Origin of the sequence: Hymenobacter sp. DG01, assembly GCF_006352025.1 — a bacterium.
Taxonomy (GTDB): domain Bacteria; phylum Bacteroidota; class Bacteroidia; order Cytophagales; family Hymenobacteraceae; genus Hymenobacter.
Window position 1 is genome coordinate 3746520 of sequence record NZ_CP040936.1, and the last position, 17402, is coordinate 3763921.

Sequence of the window (17402 nt, forward strand, 5' to 3'; positions counted from 1 at the left end):
CAGATGTGGCCTCCCGTGTCTGTTTTCTAAAAACTGAGGAAGGGGCGTGAAGACGCCCTTTTTTCATGATATCCTGTTGCTTACTGCCCATGCCTTCCGCTCCGCCCACAGAATGGTTTAGTACCTGGTTTGATTCACCATACTATCATCGGCTGTACCGGGAGCGGAATCATGAGGAAGCCCGGGCCTTTCTGGGGCAGCTGCTGCGGCATGTGCGCCCCCGGCCCGGAGCGCGGCTGCTGGACCTGGCCTGCGGCAAGGGCCGCCATGCCTTGTACCTGAGTGAGCAGGGCTACGACGTAACCGGCGTTGATCTATCGGCGGAAAGCATCCGCTACGCCCGACAGTTTGCCCACGAGCACCTGCACTTCTATGAGCACGACATGCGTGAGCCGCTGCCCACGGGCTCGTTTGATCTGGTTCTGAATCTGTTTACCAGCTTCGGCTACTTTGAGCAGGAAACCGATAACGTGGTGGCCCTGCGCAATGCGGCGGCCGCACTGCGCCCCGGCGGCAAGCTGATCATCGATTTTATGAATACCCGGCTAACCCTGCGCGAGCTGGTAGCCCACGAAACCAAGCAGATAGACCACACCACGTTTCAGCTCTACCGCCACTTTCAGAACGGGTTCATTGTCAAAGAAATCCGTTTCCGCGACGATGAGCAGCAGGAGCAGTACTTCGAGGAGCGGGTGCGGGCCCTGAGCCAGGAGCAGTTTGAGGAGTATTTCCAGATAGCCGGCCTGCGCCTGATGACCGTTTGGGGCGACTACCAGCTTGGTCCTTTCGAGCCGGAGAGCAGCCCCCGGATGATTTTTGTGCTGAAAAAGTGAGGCAGTGGTAGTAATGAGGCAAAGTCCTGAAAAATAGGTGGTAACGGGCATAGGAGGTGAGGGGAGCAGCCTGGTATGGCCCGTTCGTCAAATCCTACTTACTGTTTGCCTTGTTAAACCCCGCTGTCTTACCTCCCACTGGTCGCCTTCGCACCCTACCCCCCGCATTACCTCCTACCTTTCCCTTCCTCACTTCCTATGTGGTTTGCCGTTTTTGCGTTGTTCTTGACTGTACTGGGGGCCGGGTGGCTCACCCGGCTGGTCCCAACGGCCCGCACCACCTGGATGAAGCCCTTGCTCGCGTTCAGCGGCGCCTACCTCTTTACTCTCACTGTAACGCACCTGTTGCCGGAGGCCCTGCAGATGCTGCCCGGACACCGGGTTGGCTACTTTGTGCTGGCTGGTTTTTTCGGGCAGATGCTGTTGGAAGTGTTTTCGCAGGGTGTGGAGCACGGGCACGTACATCACCACACGGAGCATGCCGGGCGGGTGCCATTTCTGCTGCTGTTCTCACTTGTGCTGCACTCGTTTCTGGAGGGTAGCATTCTGGTAAAAACTCCTGCCGCCGGTGATATCAGCCAGAATTTCTACGCTATTCTGGCGGGTGTGGCCCTGCACCACATTCCGGCGGCCTTCGCCCTGATGGCGGCCCTGCTGCTGCGCCTCAGCTCGTTTCGGCGGGCCTTACCCTACCTGCTGCTGTTTGCCGTGGCTGGGCCAGCCGGTATTGTGGTTAGCAACTTTGTGGTGTTGGAGCAGCTGCTGACAGGCGGCCTGTACGCGGCCTTGCTGGGACTGGTGGCCGGCAATTTTCTGCACGTTTCTACCACCATTCTGTTTGAAACCAGCCCCGACCACAGCCTGAACCTGCGTAAGCTGCTGGCCACCCTGGCTGGTCTGCTACTGGCTTTGCTGGTAGATGTGGGGTAGGGTCGCTGGTACAGGCGCCGTCCGGCCGGTGTGGGCGCTGGCGGTAGCCTGAGTGCCATTTCAGCGCAGTGGGTTACTGAACAGACCCCACTCATCTTCCACATCCGTAGTGGGGTCGAAGTCCTGAACCCAGGCCACGAATAGTAACCGGAACTGCTCTACCTCATCGCGCAGCAGCTGCCAGTACTCGGGGGCGCCAATGCTGAGCATGTGACAGGTGCTGGTTTGGGTCAGCAGGCCTTCGGCGGCTACTTTAATCAGCACGGCCAGCTCCATCCGGCGCGAGTAGTAAGGCACGGCCCGCGACGCGGCCAGTTTGGCGCCCAGCACATAGCTGTTCTCCAGCATCATCTCGCCTAGAAGCGGAATTTCCGGGGGCTCGGGCAGGCTTTGCACAAAGGCCTGGGTCAGGTGGGCCAGCTCTTTAGCCTTCTCGAAGAGGGCCCGGTGCTTGAGGTACTCCAGATCCTCGTGGTCATCAAAGGAGAAATTTTCGGGCAAGAAATCATCGTCGTGGGGCATGGCAGATGCAGATAGGGAGAGAAGGGAAGCCTAGCAGCAGTGGGCCGCAGACTCAATCAACCTTCATAAAAAAGCGGCCCGCTCAGCTGAGCGGGCCGCTTTTTATTACCAACTACCGGAAATTACTTCCGACGCGGGGCAGCTTTCTTTACCGGGGCCTTTTTGGCCGGAGCGGCTGCCTTTGCGGGGGCGGCCGGAATTTCCGGAGCCGGGCCGTACTTGGTTTCCGACGGATTCGGGTCGCCGGGCAGGTACACGTCAAACTCTACGCGGCGGTTGAGGGCGCGGCCGGCTTCCGTGGTGTTCGGGGCAATAGGCTTGCTTTCGCCGTAGCCGTGCGACACGATGCGGTCGGCGGGGATACCTTTGCGCAGCATGTAGGCGCGGGCCGAAGCAGCACGCTCATCCGAGAGACGCAGGTTGTAGGCGTCGTCGCCCTTGCTGTCGGCGTGGGCCGAGATGCCGAGGAAGTAATCCGGGTAGTCGTTCAGGATTTGCACCAGCCCGTCGAGGGTCGGGAACGAAATCGGCTTCAGGGTCGCCTTGTTGAACTCGAACTGGATGTACTTAGTGGCTTCCTGGAGGCGCTTTTTCTCTTCCACCTTCATTTCGGGGCAGCCTTTGTTCGAGGCCGGGCCGGGGCGCTGCGGGCAGCGGTCCTGGTAGTCGGGTACACCGTCACCGTCGGTATCCACGGGGCAGCCGTTGGCATCTACTTTCACGCCGCCGGGCGTGTCGGGGCACTTGTCGTTCTGGTCAATTACACCGTCGTTATCGGAGTCGGGGCAGCCCTGCAGCTCGGCTTTGCCGGGCGTATCGGGGCACTTATCGTCACCGTCGCGCACACCGTCACCGTCACGGTCGGGACAGCCTTCCAGTGCGGCCAGGCCTTTTTCGGTGGGGCACTTATCCTGGTAGTCGGGTACACCGTCACCGTCGCCATCAAGCGGGCAACCATTGGCATCCACGGCTACGCCGGCAGGCGTGCCGGGGCACTTGTCTTTCCGGTCAGAAACACCGTCGTTGTCCTCGTCCTTCGTCTTGCCCAGGGCAATGTTCAGGCCTACGGTATGCTGCAGGAACTTGTCGTCCCAGGCGTTATCGTCGCGGGCAGGGTCGCCGTCGATGTTGGCTTTAAGCGGAATGTGCTGGCCGGTTTGCACGAACAGGTTTACCGCATCGCCCAGGCGGAAGCTCAGGCCCGCCGCCCCAAACAGGTCGAAGTAGCTCTTGTCCTGGTCAGTGTTGATGGTTTGGTTGTTGCGGAAGATGGTTCCTTCGCGGCTGGTGTACGTCCAGCCTGGCGCGGCCAGCAGGTAGGGCCGCAGGAACGATTCTTCCTTGAGCAGCTTGAATTTCAGGCCCAGGTTTACATTCACCACGTTGGTAGCGAAGTTGCTGCCGAAGTACGGAGCGCCGGCCGGGGCATTTTTCTTGAACTCCACGTAGTTACCACTCAGCTGCAGATCGAGGCCTTTGCTGAGGTACTGGCTGATGGTGATGCCGGGCGCGTACTTGTTTTCGCTCCAGTTCCAGTAATCGGACCCGAAGTTGCCTTTGTACTGCATGGCACTCACGTTGATGCCGATGGCCGTTTTGCGGTCGGCCGTTTGAGCGTGCGAAGCCAGTGGCGCCAGAGCCCAGGCCGAAAGCCCAAGCGTCAGTGCCTTGATTAAGGGGATGCGTGGAGGCATATGAAGAAGTGGAAAATGGTGGCGGAAATACTAGCCTGCAAGACCAGGCTGGGCCTTTATACCCAGCTGGGCCGGAAAAGTTGCCCGGCTGCGTCCAACCCTACCCCCGAATTCTTCAAGAGTTGTTCTGGCTTAGGCTCATCAGTAAGCTCAACGGTAGCAAGCGCAGCATTACCGCAGGTCCAGGTCGAAGGTAGGGCCGGAGCCGTGCAGAAATACTTCCAGCTGCCGCACCCGCGCCCGTTGCCGGGTCAACTCCTGCTGCAGCTGCTCCAAGCGGCGGCGCATGGCCATTACCACCTCCAGGCTGTCCTTGCTCAGGCCCAGCTCGTGGTGCAGGCGGACCAGCCGGGCAATATGGTCGGGCTCCTCCTGCAGGCTGTCGGGGGTGCCGGGGGCGGGGTGCAGCAGACCCAGGTCCACGAATTCGCGCACGTCGGCTTCGCTCAGGCCATATTGCGTGGCACACTCCCGGATAGTGAGGATGATAAATTGCGTTTCCATGGCAATTGACGCGGTTTTGGTTGCAAACAGGAGCCAGTGCGCGGCTATTTGCGCAGCTCAGCCAGCTGGCGGAACAAGGTTTTTTCCTGTTCCGTCAGGTGCTGGGGCAGCGTTAGCGTCAGGCGCAGGTACAGGTCGCCGAACTGCCCGGGCTGCCGGTACACCGGAAAGCCTTTGCCCCGCAGGCGCAGACGGGTACCGTTCTGGGTTTCGGGCTTGATGTTGATTTTTACCGGCCCCGACAAGGTTTCCACCACTTGCTCACCCCCGAGCAAGGCCGTATAAATGCTCACGGGCACGTCCATGGTCAGGTCGTTGCCGGTGCGGGAATAGCGGGCATCGGGGGCAATGCGCAGGGTAATGTAGAGCGAGCCGCTGGGCCCGCCGTGGCGGCCGGGGCCGCCCTGGTCGCGCAGCCGGATGGTCTGGCCGTCTTCTACCCCCGGCTGAATAGTGATGCGCAGGTTTTTGCCATTCACCGTGAGCGTACGCGGCCCGCCCCGGTAGGCTTCCTCCAGCGTAAGCTCCAGCTCGGCCTGGTAATCCTGCCCGGAGCGGGGCCGTGTGCTACCCCCGGCCCCGCCGCCCATACCCCCGAACATGGAGCTGAAGAAATCGGAAAAGTCGGCCCCGCCGAAGGGGTCATCATCGGGGTTGCCGCCCCGGAAACTGCCGCCCTGGGTGTACTGCGACCAGTCGAAGCCGCCGCCCTGGCCGCCGCGGCCCCCGCCGGCCTGCTGGTAGCGCTGCCAGTCGGCCCCCAGCTGGTCGTATTTCTGACGCTTCTCGTCGTCGCTGAGCACTTCGTGGGCCTCATTGATTTCCTTGAACTTCCGTTCCGCCTCCGCATCGTTGGGGTTCACGTCGGGGTGGTACTGGCGGGCCAGTTTGCGGTAGGCCTTCTTGATCTGGTCTTTGGTGGCCGTCTTGTCAAGGCCCAGAACCTGGTAGTAGTCTTTGTAGTCCACGGGGCGAGGGGAGGGAGAAACAACAAAAAGAGGGCGCGGCGCGCGGCCGGCAGCCCTAGTGCTCTGTGTAAAACGCGCGCAGGCGGCGCGGGGTTACCCCCCGAAGGCAGCCGAATCTGGTCCGGTTTTCGTATAGTAGCGAGGCTGCCCCCGGCCGGGTTATCGTATCGTTTTCCCACATTCCACCCACGTATATGAAACTGTCTTCTGCTCTGCTCGCCTCGCTGCTGTTGGCGGGAGGTACCCTCCTCAGCGCCCAGGCGCAAACCAAGCTACCGCCGCGCAAGCCTGCCCAACCCCGCCCCCGGGCCGCGGCCCCCGTTGGAGTCACCCTGAAGGATGGCTTCGTGATGAAGGAAGGAAAGGTAATGATGACGCGCGACGCGCACACTGAGGCGCTTACCGCGGAAACAGCCCTGGTAAACGGCACCAAAATAGGGGCCGATGGGACCGTAACCATGGCCAACGGTACTACCATGATGCTAAAGGAAGGCGACTATATGTCCCTGACCGGCCGCCTGACTACCAAAGCCATGAAAGCCGAACAGGATAGCCTGCTGCAACTCTCGAAAAACGGGGGCAAGGTGAAAATGAAAAAGAAAATCAAGTAGCCTGAAGCGGCTGACGATCAGTGCGACGGGGCGGTCGGGCGTAAGCGCCGGGCCGTCCCGTTGTGGCGTTAGCGCACGGGCTGGGTGTAGTCCTGGAAGATGAGGGCTACTTCGGCCTCGTCGCGGGCTTCTACCACCTCATCCATCACAAACTGAATTTCAGCCTCCGACCAGCCCTGGGTTTCGGCGGCTTTCACGAAGGCTCCGAGCTGCACAAAGCGGCTGGCTTCGGCCGGAATAGTCCACTGAACTTTCTTACGGATACGCATGGCGGGGAGGGGTAGGGAAAGAGGATGAAAAGGGCTACTTGGCTTTGCGGATAACCTTGAGCTCGACGGGGGCCACGCCAGCCTCCACAATACCAATTTTACGGGCAGCCTTGCGGGAAAGGTCGATGATGCGGCCTTTGGCGTGGGGGCCCCGGTCGGTGACCTTTACGCGCACCGAGCGATGGTTGCGCGGGTTGGTCACGCGCACAATGGTGCCAAACGGCAGCGTATTGTGGGCCGCCGTGCGCTTGCCCGGCCGATAAATAGATCCGCTGGCCGTTTTGCGGCCGGCAAACTTATCGGCGTAGTACGAGGCCTTGCCCGACTGCGTGACGCCACTGCCGGCGCAGCCCGTAAACAGCAGAGCCAGCAGTAGCCAGCAACAGGAAAAGCGCGACAACGAAAGCAGGGCGGCAAGCGGCATAGAAATCAAGAGCGGTTAGTGAGGCGCCGGGGACCGACGCGGCGGAATACGCAGGGCCAGCAGGCGCTGAAAGTTGCCCTGAAATACGTTAAAGTCCACAGTACCCCGAATGCCGGGCACGTAGGCTTCGTCGGAGTGCTGCCAGATAATCCACTTTTCGGGGGGCAGAACCGGCTGGGCTACCTCGTAGTGGGCCAGCCAGAGCGGGTACTTATCGAAGTGGCCGGCCAGGTGGCGCTTATAGAAGCTGTAGTTGGAGTACAGAATGGGCCGTACGCCGTAGTGGCGCTCTACCAGCCGCAGCCAGGTAGCCACGCCGCGGCGCATCTGGGCCACGTCGTGAAACTCGGCGTGCTCCACATCCAGCACCGGAGGCAGGTCGCCGGGGGCCAGGGGTACGGTGCGGGTAAACAGGTTGGCCTGCTGGGCACCATCGTAGTTGGGCTGGAAGTAGTGGTAGGCGCCCCGGTAGATGCCGGCCGCCCGGGCACCCTGCCAGTTGCGCTGAAAGCGGGCGTCGCGCAGGGTTACGCCCTCGGTGGCCTTAATAAAGGCAAACCGTACCTGGTGCCCGGCTACCTCGGGCCAGTTGATGCGCCCCTGGTAGGCCGATACGTCAATACCGTGCACGGAGTAGCCGGCCAGCAGGGGCGTTTTTTCGCGGCCCGTAAGCCGGCCGCTGATAAAGGAGGCATAGGTGCGCCGGACGTAGCGGTTAAGCTGCCGCTGGTGCCGCCAGTAAAACACCAAGCTACCCAGCAACACAGCTGCTAGGCTTAGCAGCAGAGCCCGGCGCCAGACCACACGCGAGCCAGAACGGGAACGGCGAGAAGCATTCATAGAGGCAATGGCAGTTGCCAAAGGTAACGCCCGGTCGGGCCTCCGTGGTGCCTTCGGCCAGAGAATAGAGCCAAAAGACGCCTGCTTTTTCGCATTTTTACCGGGCTAAGCTGCCCCTACCTATGCCCGATCTGCCTAACCTCCCCGATGCCCGCGACGAATCCGGCCACCTGATCCGTGAGCTGCACGGCATTACCCTGGCCCAGATTCTGGAGTACCTGGTAGCGGCCTACGGCTGGCCTGAGCTGGACCGGCGCATCCGCATCAACTGCTTTTCGGTAAATCCCAGTATCAAATCCAGCCTCACGTTTCTGCGCCGCACCCTCTGGGCCCGGGCCAAGGTAGAGGAGCTGTACATCCGCACCCGTACGGCCGAGGTGCTGGGGGAGAAGAAGTAGGCAGCTAAGTAATTATGCGGTTAGTCAGATAGGCTAATCAGATTATGCTTCGGGCAATAATCATTTTGGCGTTGCTACTCAACCCAATCGCCGCTGGTGGAATCGTATGCCTTCAGGACTAGAGATCCACAGCTCTTACGGTGATGTTGCAAAAGTATCAATTGGCATTCTTACCATTTACACTCCCTTTGGGTGGGTTTATGGGATAGCAGACCTAGCAATACAATTGGGTGCTGGAGCATCTATTACAGATCGGACAGGTGCAATTGATGGAGCAATACAGAGCCAGGAATACTCCTCAAACCTCAAGGATATTTACTTGGAGAAATAAATGGCCTTTAAATTTTATTTCTAGAATGAATAGTCTCCGAAAGCCTTTCGATTATATATATTACAGAGTGGCTAGGTTCTACTTCAAGCGTGAAGGTGAAAATTCCACTACTGCCGCAATATCTGTATCAACAGTTCAAAGTTTACCGGTATTGTCGATGATTGCTATTTGGCTTATTAGAAATCACTATGTAAGCCCAATCGACTCCAAAAGAAACGCATTTTTATTTGTGTCATTAATGCTTATATTATTATTTATAAACGAGATTTATTATAGGAATAAGTATCATATTTTTGAAGATAAATGGGGTAAAGAAACTTATTGGCAGAGAATTGTTAGAGGTTTTTTTGTTGTTTTGTCGATAGTGATATCATGGATTTGTGGGTTATCTATAAGTTTTTTTGTGTAAATTTTTAGATATTCTACTCAAATATGAATACACGATCTATTGTCACACCTGTATGTCTGGCTGGAATCTTAGCGTTAACACATACAGTTACTCAACCATCCACGCCAGTAGTTTTTTAATCTGCTACTGTCTTTGCTACTTCTGTAGGAGCACAACTTAGTGCCATTGTGGTTTCTGATTTTAATAATGATGGCTTATCTGATATTGCCGCAACAGAACGTGACCTATATCGGGTAGCCGTATACGTTCGAGGCGCTACAGGCTTTGCTACTCCAGCGGCAGCAACTGCAGCAGGTCAGTCTCTTAGTACGTTAGCAGCGGTTTGCCTTACCCCGAATGGGCCAATAGACGATCTTGTCGTTGCTAGTTGCCCGGATGGACTGATAACCTCTTTGTTAACTAGGAAGTGTTAACAGTGAATATCTTGCGGTATGGAGCAGATGTTAACCGAGGCACAATGGGCGCGGCTAGCGCCGCTGCTGCCGGGCCGGCCGGGCACGAGCGGGGGGCGAGGGCGCGACAACCGGCAGTTCGTGGAGGCCGTGCTGTGGCTGGCGCGCAACGGGGCCCGGTGGCGGGCGCTGCCGAAAGAGCGCGGCAATTGGCACACGACGTACACGCGCTTCCAGCGCTGGGCCGCCTCGGGCGTGTGGCAACGCGTGTTCGAAGCCGTACAGGACGAGGCCGCCCTGCACACGCTGCTGGTGGACTCGACCACCGTGCGGGCGCACCAGCACGCGAGCGGCGCGCGCAAAAAAACGGGCCGCAAGCCCTCGGCCGTTCGCGCGGCGGGCTGACATGCAAGCTGCACCTGGCCGCCGATGCGCGCGGCCGGCCGCGGCGCTGCCGCCTGACGGCGGGCCACAGCCACGACGCCCCGCAGGCCTTGCCCTTGCTGGAGGGCCTGGCGCCGGCTTATGTGGTGGCCGACCGCGGCTACGACTCGGACCCGCTGGTGGCCGCGCTAGCCGCCCGCGGCACGCAGGCCGTGATTCCGCCCCGGCGAAACCGCCGCCAGCCGCGGGCCTACGACGCGGCCCGCTACGCCCAGCGCCACGCCGTGGAGCGGCTCTTCAGCCGCCTCAAGCAGTTTCGCCGCGTCGCCACGCGCTACGATAAGCTCGATGCCCATTTCTTGGCCTTCATCCATCTCGCGGCAACCGTCGTCTGGTTACGTGATTGTTAACACTTCCTAGTATTGTATTGTTGCCGGGCAGCCCTTTTTCTTCCTGCCGGAACGCACTAGTTTGAACCGCGCCAGCTTGCGTGGGCAAAACCCTCGCCTATTAGCGTAGCGGCCTAGCTCCGCCCTGCCTCTTACTCAGTTCCTCCCTTATTCCGCTACTCCATGGCAGATGTATCGCAGAAATCCGGGCCGTTGGCCTTGCTGGCCGGGGCCGCTTTGTTCGTGCTGTTTGAGGTAGTGGCCTACCAGGTGTTGCGGTTTGCTACCTCGGGCCTGGGCATGAGCAATCAGCTGCAGCCTGAGAATACCATTGTCAGCAACTGGGTGAAAACGGTGGTGTTTCTGCTGCTGCATCTGGCGCTGGTTGTAACGGTCGTGCTGGTGCTCAGCAACCGCCTGCCCCGTCGGCACCGGGGGCAGCTGATGGGCTGGTTCTACCTCTCGCTGCTCACGGGGTTCGGGCTGCTGTGGCCTTTGTTCAACTAGCGGCAAGGCACAAAAAAGCCACTACCGAACCGGCAGTGGCAGGTGAAACCATAAGGCAGGCCGGTCGGTCCCGGCGTTATGAGCAGCTATAACAGGCTAGCGCTGCTTGATGATTATTTCGCGGGGCTCGGTGGCGGCGTCGCGGTAGGGAATGCGAATCTGCAGTTCCTGACCCTCAAACACGGCATCGATGCGGCTCAGGTCGAGGGTGGCGGGCAGGTTCAGGGTGCGGCTGAACAGCGGAGCCGCCAGCTTATCCTCGGGGGTGTGCCGGTACTCGGCAAATACCGTCAGCACGTTGTTGTTGAGTACGACGTGGAAGTTCTCAGGGCTTACCGACGGAGCGGCTACCCGAACCACCACGCCCTTCTCGCGCTTGTCAATCCGCATCGTGGCCTGCGCAATGCCTCCACCCAGCGTGTTCAGCAGGTCGAGTTGCGGGACGATGTTGCGGATAAAATCCTTGCTGATAAGATTCATGGTCAGGTTCCTCTCTTGATGTGTACAAGTCTTATTTCAAATCCTGTACCAACCTACGTTACCGCCCATTTATTCAATATTTCAGCCACAATGGCTGGAATCAAGTTCTGTTTACTAGTTTTTGTGCCACTTTGGCTGTAAGCTTTAGTAGTTGAACCAGAAATCAGGGCCAAGCTGCCAGGGCATGCACGTTTTTGATATACCGCTTATACAAGGGAATCCTCCTATGCGCCGCCTATGAACGTGCTGCCTCGTTCCCGGCAGCCGGAGAGTAGGCCAAATGGCGCTTAAGGCGGCCCAGGGGGGCTTCAATAAGGTGCCAAGAGGCTGCGCTGAGTAAAATCAGCAAGGGAGCCAGTACCAGCACGGTGGGCAGCGGGCCAAGCAGTACCTCGCGCCACTCAGAGCCGGCCGGCCAGAGCTTGTACACCAAGCGCTGCCAGAACACCGGTAACAGCAAGTGGTAAAGATAGGTGCCGAAGCTGCGCTTGCCCAGCCAGAGCAGAGCCGGATGCAACAGACCGGCCTGCCGCGCCGCAACGGGGTAGTGCAACAGCCAGCCCAGAGTCAGGAAGGAAGCTATGGCCCCTACCGTCGGGAATACCATCAGCCAGATAGCCCCGCCCTGATAGTTATGTAAGGCTGCCCACAGCGTCCACCACAGCGCCCAGGCTAGCAGGACATTATGCCCGCGTGCCCAGCGCCCCAGCCCCTGAGACTTCTCGAAAAACCGTAGTAGGGAGCCGGCCGCGAACAAATCGAGAGAAGAGGGCAGCAGCACCAGCACAAAACCTGGGGTAACCAGCAGGCTCCAGCCCACCCGAAAGGCTAGGCCGCCTACCCCAACCAGGAGCAGCCACTGCCAGCGGCGGCCTACCACCGCCAGCAGCGCCGGCCAAAGCAGATAGAACTGCTCATCCACGGCTAGGGTCCAGAGGTGGCCCAGACCTTCGCCCCAGCGTTGCAGGTAGTAGAACAGGTGGTTGGCGGCCGGCAATAGAAACCACACCGGATACTCCCGGATGGTGGCCAGGGGTAGCAGGGCGCTTAGGGCCAAGGCGCAGTAGTAGGGCGGAATGATCCGCAGCAGGCGACGTAGGTAGAAGGTGCCCAGCCGCCGCCCCCATGCCCCCGGTGCTCCGGGGTACACCTGCTGCTTCCAGACAATGCCCGAAATGAGGTAGCCGCTGAGTACAAAGAACAGCTGTCGGCCCATTTCACCCATCATGATGGGTGGCGCAACCCAGTGCTGCACCACCACCACCCATACCGCAAGGGCGCGTACCCCGTTCAACTCAGGGCGGTAGGCAAGAGGAGCACCGGTGGGTTCAGGCATATATGACCGGGTAGGGAAAGCGCAAAAGTACCTCGCGCATCCCACACAATCAGGCGGAACGGTAAAAACCAACGTCGGCCTGCTGGCTGAGGGCTAGGCTGAAACCTTCGGGGGTGTTTTATCGGCGCCGGTGATGTCGCGCACGAACTGCAAGTGGCCTTCCGCGTCGGGCTCGGGAGCCGGCAGGCGGAAGCCGTTCTGCTCCAGAATGCGCCGGGAGGCCAGGTTGGTTGGGGTGGTGCGGGCCGTAAGCTGGCGTACCAGTCCCGTATCGGCGGCGTGGCGCACCAGGCCGGCTACCAGCTCGGTACCCAGGCCACGGCCCCGCCAGTCGTCGGCTATGGAAAAGCCTATTTCCACGGTTTCATCCTGGGGTGGGCCGTGGAAGCCCCCAGCTCCAATCAGAGTGTTTTTGGGCGTTTCGGGGCCGGCTTTCAAAATGGCGTACCAGCCGTACCAGCCCGCCGCCGTGCGGCCCCCGGCCGTGAGCTGCTCCAGAAAGTAGCGCATGGCCTCCTCATCGTACTGGCCCGGGGGCCAGTGGGCGGGCAGCTGAGCCCCCAGCAGAATGGGAAAATACTGAGGCTTCGTGAGTTCGGCGGTAAGCAGGGCCCGGCTGGCGGCAATCAGCGTAAGGCGGGGCGTATAGGCAATCAGCGGAATCATGGACGAGAATACGGGTTTGGTCGGAAAAAAGACAAAATACTACCCGGCGCCTACCCCCCGTACCCGCCTGAATCCTACCTTTGGTGCTCGCCCCTTGCCCGCTTTTCCTGATGCTGCCAACTGCCCCGGAGTACATTGAGGTTACCTACCGCTCCGATCTGGACGTGCTGCTGATCCGGTGGATGCGCAAGGTTACGCTGGAGGAAATGTGCCAGGGCTACCTCTACCTGCTGGAAGTGGCTGCTCATCATCGGTGCCGCCACTGGCTGCTGGATGCCCGCCGCCGCTTCAACACCGACCGGGAAGGCGCCCAGTGGATGATTAATAGCTTCCTGCCCACCCTGCACGCGCGGCTGGGCGGGCGCACTTACCTGGCTTATCTGCTGGTGCCCGTGATTATGCGCGACGCCGAAGCCGATGCGGCTTTTCCGCCTGCCAGCTTCTTTCTAGGGAAGCCGTATTTATCGGAGCGGTTCATTGATGAGCGCGCCGCCATTGAGTGGCTGCAGCAGGCCCGGCAGCAGCAGTTGGCCTAGCCCTGCCCTCGGGCCCCAGAGACCTGAAAACCCGAAAACAAAAGCAGCCCCTGCTTCCGGCGCCGGAGGCAGGGGCTGAGCGTCTGACAGAGGGTAGCAACCCGGAGCCCGCCGAACTTATCTTGCCGGCTCGCTGAGGTGCTCATCTACGCAGGTAAGCACATCCTGCACGGTGCGCAGGCGCTCCAGCTCCGGGTCCGGAATTTCAATGTGGAAGCGGTGCTCCAGGTTTATAACCAGCTCCACCATATCAATGGAGTCGAGGCCCACGTCTTCGTGCAGGCGCGAGGCCGGGGTGAGGTGCAAGGCCGGGTTGCGGTGCTTGCGGCGCAACATGCGCTCTACTTGATAGCGAACGAGCTGTTCCATAGTCCGATACGGTAACAGGAAAAAACAGAGAACGAGAGGAAAGACCCAGCGTGATTACTCAACGCTGGAAAGCAGAAGCGTGGTATCGGCCAAGGGGCCGGAGAAAAGCTCGGCTACCGTGGCCTCAGCCGCCAGGTAGTCGCCAGCCCGCACCAGTCCGCCCGAAATGGTGCCATCGGCCGGCGCCGTCACGAACGCAAAGCTGAGCATGGGCACTGCCCGGCTTAGCTGCTCGCGGGTGGCAGCCAGCTGCTCGCGGGCAGCCGCCAGCGCTGCCTCGGGGGCGGCTGGCTGGCTGGCTACCAGGGCCTCGTAGGTGTGCTGCTGCTGGGCCAAGCGGGCCTGCAGCTGCTGCTGCGCTACGCTGGGCAGCTTTTCTACCAGCTTCAGCAGCAGCTGGCCTTTGCGTACCCGCTGGCCTTCGTGAAAGTACAGCTCCCACACCCGGCCGGCTGCCTGCGTCCGGATGGACTGGCTATTGGCTGAGGCTTTGGCAGCGGGGCGCGCCGGCAGGAAATTAGCAGTAGGAACGAGGGGCAGGTCAGCAACCGGCGCATCGGCAGGGGTAAACCAGAGGGGGAGCACAAAGCTGCCCACGGCGACGAGGAGCACGAGCCCCACGCCAAGTATTTTTTTCATGGGATAAGTACCGGCTTGCCCGGCAACCCGGGCGGCGCGCAAGCGCTACCCGGCAAATGGTGTCCGCTGGGGCCGAAGCCGCGCGGAAAGCAGTGAAAAACAGATAGTAACCAGTTTGGTTACATTTTGGGGTAAATAAAAAACGCGCTACCCTGAAGCGCCGGAGCAGGTGCCCGGCAGGCGCTTGGCCAGCTCCTGCATTACCTGCGCCACCGTGATGCTAGCCAAAGCCGCCCGCATGGCCTCAATGGCCGGCCCGAACATATCCTCCAGCGTGGCCTGCATCACCCCGCCCAGGTCGCACTGGGTATTGGGGTTGGTGTTGCCTACCTGAAAGATATCGGGGTCCGACTCGCGCATGGCCCGGAACACTTCCAGCAGCGTAATGTCGGCGGGCGGGCGGGCCAGAATGGTGCCGCCCCCGGCCCCGCGCTGGCTTTGCACCAGTCCGGCTTCGCGGAGGCTGCTCATCAGGCGGCGCACCACCACCGGGTGCGTGCCCGCGCTGCTGGCCAGTACCTCCGACGACACCGGCTGGCCCTGGGCGTGCGCCAGGTAGGCCAGAATGTGCGTCGCGACGGCAAAGCGAGTGTTCATGAGGAATTAGTAACAGATTTGGTTACAAATGTACGACGCAGAAAGGTTGTGCGCAATCTTTCACCTGAAAACTCCGGGGCGAGAAGTAAACCGTCTTTCATAAAGCATGTTGTGCGGCCAGGGAGCAACACTCTATAGCAGACGGTGGGTGGCCTCGTTTACCTTAAGTCCGCTCCCATTATTTACTCTTCCCAGCGCCCAAATTTTCTGGCCTGATAATCTTGGTACGCCTCCCGGATTTCCTGCTCGGTGTTCATCACGAAGGGACCGTAGGAAACAATGGGCTCCCGGAACGGCCGGGCGTGGCCCAGCAGCAGCACGGCGTCTTCCGGAGCTTCCAAGTGCAGCTCGTCGCCATCGTAGTTAAACTCTACGAGGCGGCGGGCTTCCGTATCCTGGCCGTTCACGCGCAGGCGGCCCCGCACCGTGTAGAAGAAGATGGTGTGCTCGGCGGGAATGGGTAGGGTGAGCTTGCCCCCGGCCTGGAAGTTGATGGTCGCCAGCTGAATATCCGAGAGGGGCGTTACGGCGCCCACCGTGCCCAGCCAGGTGCCCGACACGGCGTGCAGCACCACCCGGCCTTCGTCGAGGGGTAGGGCCGGAATTTCGGGCTCTTGCAGCCCGATGTAGCGGGGCTCCACCATCTTATCCTTGGCCGGCAGGTTTACCCACAGCTGCAGAATTTCCAGCGGCCCGCCCGTGCGCTTGAACTCCGGCGAGGAAACCTCGGCGTGAATCAGGCCCCTACCCGCCGTCATCCACTGAATGCCGCCCGGCCCGATGATGCTCTGGTGCCCGCCAGTGTCCTGGTGCATAATGTCGCCGTCCAGAATAAACGTCACCGTCTCGAAGCCGCGGTGGGGGTGGGGGCCAAAGGGCAGGCCCTGGTTGTTGGGCCGGTACACCTGGGGCCCGTGGTGATTCAGAAACAGAAACGGGTCGAGGTGCTCTACTGAATTCGTGGGGAGGGCCCGGTAGGTAACCAGATCAGCAATCGGCGCGCTTTGGGCGCGGTGCTGGGCTTTGATGGTGCGCATGGGGGTAGGCGGAGAGGGCAGGGTTGGGGTGAAGCGCCGGTCAGCTTGCCGCCAGCGCCAGATGCATACCAACTACCGGCCCGAATGGTTTTCGTGCTTCGCTTTTAGGGCCCGGCTTCCTACCCCCTTGCGTGGCGCAAACCTCCACCGTAAAAACCCTGGGCCCCGGCCATCGGTTTATCAGGCTTCCACTCCGACTTCATTCCTCTGTTTTTCCTATAATGGCTCAACTCTTCACGCCGCTCACCCTGCGCGGCCTCACCCTGAAAAACCGCATCGTCATCTCGCCCATGTGCCAGTACAGCGCCGAGGATGGCTTCAGCAACGACTGGCACCTGGTGCACCTGGGAGCCCGGGCCATAGGTGGTGCGGCGCTTATCCTCTTGGAAGCCACGGCCGTAGTGCCCGAAGGCCGCATCACCCCCGACGACTTGGGCATCTGGAAAGACGAGCACCTGCCGGGCCTGCGCCGCATCGTGGACTTCCTGAAAAGCGAAAACTGCGTGGCGGGCATTCAGCTGGCCCACGCTGGCCGCAAGGCCAGCCACAGCAGCCCCTGGAAAGGCGGCACCGTAGTACCCGAAGCCGAAGGCGGCTGGCAGACGGTGGCCCCCAGCCCCCTGCCCTTCACCCCCGACGAGCCCGCCCCGCGTGAGCTGAGCCTTGCCGATATTCAGGGGGTAGTAGAAGCCTTCCAGGTGGGCACGCGCCGGGCCTTGTCGGTGGGCTTTGAGGTGATTGAGCTGCACGCGGCCCACGGCTACCTGCTCCACCAGTTCCTCTCGCCCCTGAGCAACCAGCGCACCGACGAGTACGGCGGCTCCTTCGAAAACCGCATCCGGCTGCTGCTGGAGGTAGTGGAAGCCACCCGCGCCGAGCTGCCCGACCACCTGCCGCTGCTGGTGCGCATTTCCGCCACCGACTGGACCGAGGGCGGCTGGACCGCCGCCGACTCCGTGCAGCTAGCCGCTATCCTGAAAGACAAGGGCGTGGACCTGCTCGACTGCTCTACCGGCGGCAACGTAGCCCGCGCCGATATTCCCGTGGGCCCCGGCTACCAGGTGCAGTTCGCCGAGCAAATCAAGCGTGAAACCGGCCTGGCTACCGGCGCCGTGGGCCTCATCACCGAAGCCCAGCAGGCCGAAGACATCATTGCCACCAACCAAGCCGACCTGGTGCTGCTGGCCCGCGAGTCCTTGCGCGACCCGCATTCCCCCCTGCACGCCGCCTATGAGCTGGGGGTAGAGGTAGCCTGGCCCGAGCAGTACGAGCGGGCGAAGCCGCGCCGGAGGTAGGTAGTTATTAGCGGAAGCCTTCTACTGGAGGGTGGGGGTAGC

General features: G+C 60.7%; 21 protein-coding genes and 1 pseudogene. 8 read left to right on the plus strand and 14 right to left on the minus strand.

All coding sequences use genetic code 11. From position 1 onward, the window contains the following. The first annotated feature begins 89 nt into the window (after positions 1 to 89). Both FGZ14_RS15865 and FGZ14_RS15870 read left to right on the plus strand, forming a co-directional pair. The gene (locus tag FGZ14_RS15865) at positions 90 to 833 is read left to right on the plus strand and encodes a cyclopropane-fatty-acyl-phospholipid synthase family protein (RefSeq protein ID WP_139925184.1); all 744 of its coding nucleotides are present in this window, start codon (positions 90 to 92) and stop codon (positions 831 to 833) included. A 198-nt stretch (positions 834 to 1031) separates the two neighbouring features. Next, positions 1032 to 1763, plus strand: coding sequence for a ZIP family metal transporter (locus FGZ14_RS15870; protein WP_139925185.1), 732 nt, complete (start codon positions 1032 to 1034; stop codon positions 1761 to 1763). Between the two features lie 60 nt (positions 1764 to 1823). Here the strand turns inward: FGZ14_RS15870 and FGZ14_RS15875 are convergent, their stop codons facing one another. The 4 genes from FGZ14_RS15875 to FGZ14_RS15890 all read right to left on the minus strand — a co-directional run bounded on the left by FGZ14_RS15875 (position 1824) and on the right by FGZ14_RS15890 (position 5451). Next, complete coding sequence (locus tag FGZ14_RS15875) at positions 1824 to 2285, minus strand: hypothetical protein (protein WP_139925186.1); 462 nt, start codon at positions 2283 to 2285, stop codon at positions 1824 to 1826. Between the two features lie 122 nt (positions 2286 to 2407). After that, entirely contained in the window at positions 2408 to 3979 is a 1572-nt protein-coding gene (locus tag FGZ14_RS22265; protein ID WP_139925187.1) for an OmpA family protein, read from the minus strand. A gap of 171 nt (positions 3980 to 4150) precedes the next feature. Further along, on the minus strand, positions 4151 to 4483 hold the full coding sequence (locus FGZ14_RS15885) for a chaperone modulator CbpM (RefSeq protein ID WP_139925188.1): 333 nt from the start codon (positions 4481 to 4483) through the stop codon (positions 4151 to 4153). Positions 4484 to 4527: 44 nt separating this feature from the next. After that, positions 4528 to 5451 carry a DnaJ C-terminal domain-containing protein gene (locus FGZ14_RS15890; RefSeq protein ID WP_139925189.1) on the minus strand — a complete coding sequence of 308 codons (924 nt, stop codon included), beginning with the start codon at positions 5449 to 5451 and terminating at the stop codon, positions 4528 to 4530. 194 nt (positions 5452 to 5645) lie between these two features. On the opposite strand from FGZ14_RS15890, the gene FGZ14_RS15895 reads away from it, so the two are divergent. Further along, positions 5646 to 6062: a DUF6799 domain-containing protein gene (locus FGZ14_RS15895; RefSeq protein WP_139925190.1), complete on the plus strand. Its 417-nt coding sequence runs from the start codon at positions 5646 to 5648 to the stop codon at positions 6060 to 6062. Between the two features lie 68 nt (positions 6063 to 6130). On the opposite strand, the gene FGZ14_RS15900 is transcribed toward FGZ14_RS15895, so the two are convergent. The 3 genes from FGZ14_RS15900 to FGZ14_RS15910 are packed head-to-tail and all read right to left on the minus strand — an operon-like array spanning position 6131 to position 7595. After that, positions 6131 to 6331: a hypothetical protein gene (locus FGZ14_RS15900; RefSeq protein ID WP_139925191.1), complete on the minus strand. Its 201-nt coding sequence runs from the start codon at positions 6329 to 6331 to the stop codon at positions 6131 to 6133. Between the two features lie 34 nt (positions 6332 to 6365). After that, complete coding sequence (locus tag FGZ14_RS15905) at positions 6366 to 6755, minus strand: septal ring lytic transglycosylase RlpA family protein (RefSeq protein WP_139925192.1); 390 nt, start codon at positions 6753 to 6755, stop codon at positions 6366 to 6368. A gap of 15 nt (positions 6756 to 6770) precedes the next feature. Further along, entirely contained in the window at positions 6771 to 7595 is an 825-nt protein-coding gene (locus FGZ14_RS15910; RefSeq protein WP_139925193.1) for a glycoside hydrolase family 25 protein, read from the minus strand. A gap of 122 nt (positions 7596 to 7717) precedes the next feature. Between FGZ14_RS15910 and FGZ14_RS15915 the strand changes: the two genes are divergently transcribed. From FGZ14_RS15915 to FGZ14_RS15925, 3 genes and pseudogenes are all read left to right on the plus strand, one after another. Continuing rightward, entirely contained in the window at positions 7718 to 7993 is a 276-nt protein-coding gene (locus tag FGZ14_RS15915) for a VF530 family DNA-binding protein (RefSeq protein ID WP_139925194.1), read from the plus strand. A 1180-nt stretch (positions 7994 to 9173) separates the two neighbouring features. Continuing rightward, positions 9174 to 9919: pseudogene (locus tag FGZ14_RS15920) on the plus strand (IS5 family transposase). A gap of 162 nt (positions 9920 to 10081) precedes the next feature. Then, positions 10082 to 10405: a hypothetical protein gene (locus FGZ14_RS15925; protein WP_139925195.1), complete on the plus strand. Its 324-nt coding sequence runs from the start codon at positions 10082 to 10084 to the stop codon at positions 10403 to 10405. Between the two features lie 96 nt (positions 10406 to 10501). On the opposite strand, the gene FGZ14_RS15930 is transcribed toward FGZ14_RS15925, so the two are convergent. From FGZ14_RS15930 to FGZ14_RS15940, 3 genes are all read right to left on the minus strand, one after another. Then, a complete protein-coding gene (locus FGZ14_RS15930) occupies positions 10502 to 10885 on the minus strand; it encodes an Hsp20/alpha crystallin family protein (protein ID WP_139925196.1) in 384 nt (127 codons plus the stop codon). Between the two features lie 235 nt (positions 10886 to 11120). After that, the gene (locus FGZ14_RS15935; RefSeq protein WP_139925197.1) at positions 11121 to 12221 is read right to left on the minus strand and encodes an acyltransferase; all 1101 of its coding nucleotides are present in this window, start codon (positions 12219 to 12221) and stop codon (positions 11121 to 11123) included. A gap of 93 nt (positions 12222 to 12314) precedes the next feature. After that, positions 12315 to 12887: a GNAT family N-acetyltransferase gene (locus FGZ14_RS15940; RefSeq protein WP_139925198.1), complete on the minus strand. Its 573-nt coding sequence runs from the start codon at positions 12885 to 12887 to the stop codon at positions 12315 to 12317. A gap of 110 nt (positions 12888 to 12997) precedes the next feature. Between FGZ14_RS15940 and FGZ14_RS15945 the strand changes: the two genes are divergently transcribed. Then, the gene (locus FGZ14_RS15945) at positions 12998 to 13423 is read left to right on the plus strand and encodes a hypothetical protein (RefSeq protein ID WP_139925199.1); all 426 of its coding nucleotides are present in this window, start codon (positions 12998 to 13000) and stop codon (positions 13421 to 13423) included. Between the two features lie 117 nt (positions 13424 to 13540). Here the strand turns inward: FGZ14_RS15945 and FGZ14_RS15950 are convergent, their stop codons facing one another. From FGZ14_RS15950 to FGZ14_RS15965, 4 genes are all read right to left on the minus strand, one after another. Continuing rightward, positions 13541 to 13792, minus strand: a complete 252-nt coding sequence (locus FGZ14_RS15950; RefSeq protein WP_139925200.1) for an acyl carrier protein — start codon at positions 13790 to 13792, stop codon at positions 13541 to 13543. 54 nt (positions 13793 to 13846) lie between these two features. Then, positions 13847 to 14431, minus strand: coding sequence for an efflux RND transporter periplasmic adaptor subunit (locus FGZ14_RS15955; protein ID WP_139925201.1), 585 nt, complete (start codon positions 14429 to 14431; stop codon positions 13847 to 13849). A 147-nt stretch (positions 14432 to 14578) separates the two neighbouring features. Continuing rightward, positions 14579 to 15028 carry an Rrf2 family transcriptional regulator gene (locus FGZ14_RS15960; RefSeq protein WP_139925202.1) on the minus strand — a complete coding sequence of 150 codons (450 nt, stop codon included), beginning with the start codon at positions 15026 to 15028 and terminating at the stop codon, positions 14579 to 14581. 182 nt (positions 15029 to 15210) lie between these two features. Further along, a complete protein-coding gene (locus FGZ14_RS15965; RefSeq protein WP_139925203.1) occupies positions 15211 to 16065 on the minus strand; it encodes a pirin family protein in 855 nt (284 codons plus the stop codon). Between the two features lie 221 nt (positions 16066 to 16286). Between FGZ14_RS15965 and FGZ14_RS15970 the strand changes: the two genes are divergently transcribed. Then, complete coding sequence (locus FGZ14_RS15970) at positions 16287 to 17360, plus strand: NADH:flavin oxidoreductase/NADH oxidase (RefSeq protein ID WP_139925204.1); 1074 nt, start codon at positions 16287 to 16289, stop codon at positions 17358 to 17360. The last annotated feature ends 42 nt before the right edge of the window (positions 17361 to 17402 follow it).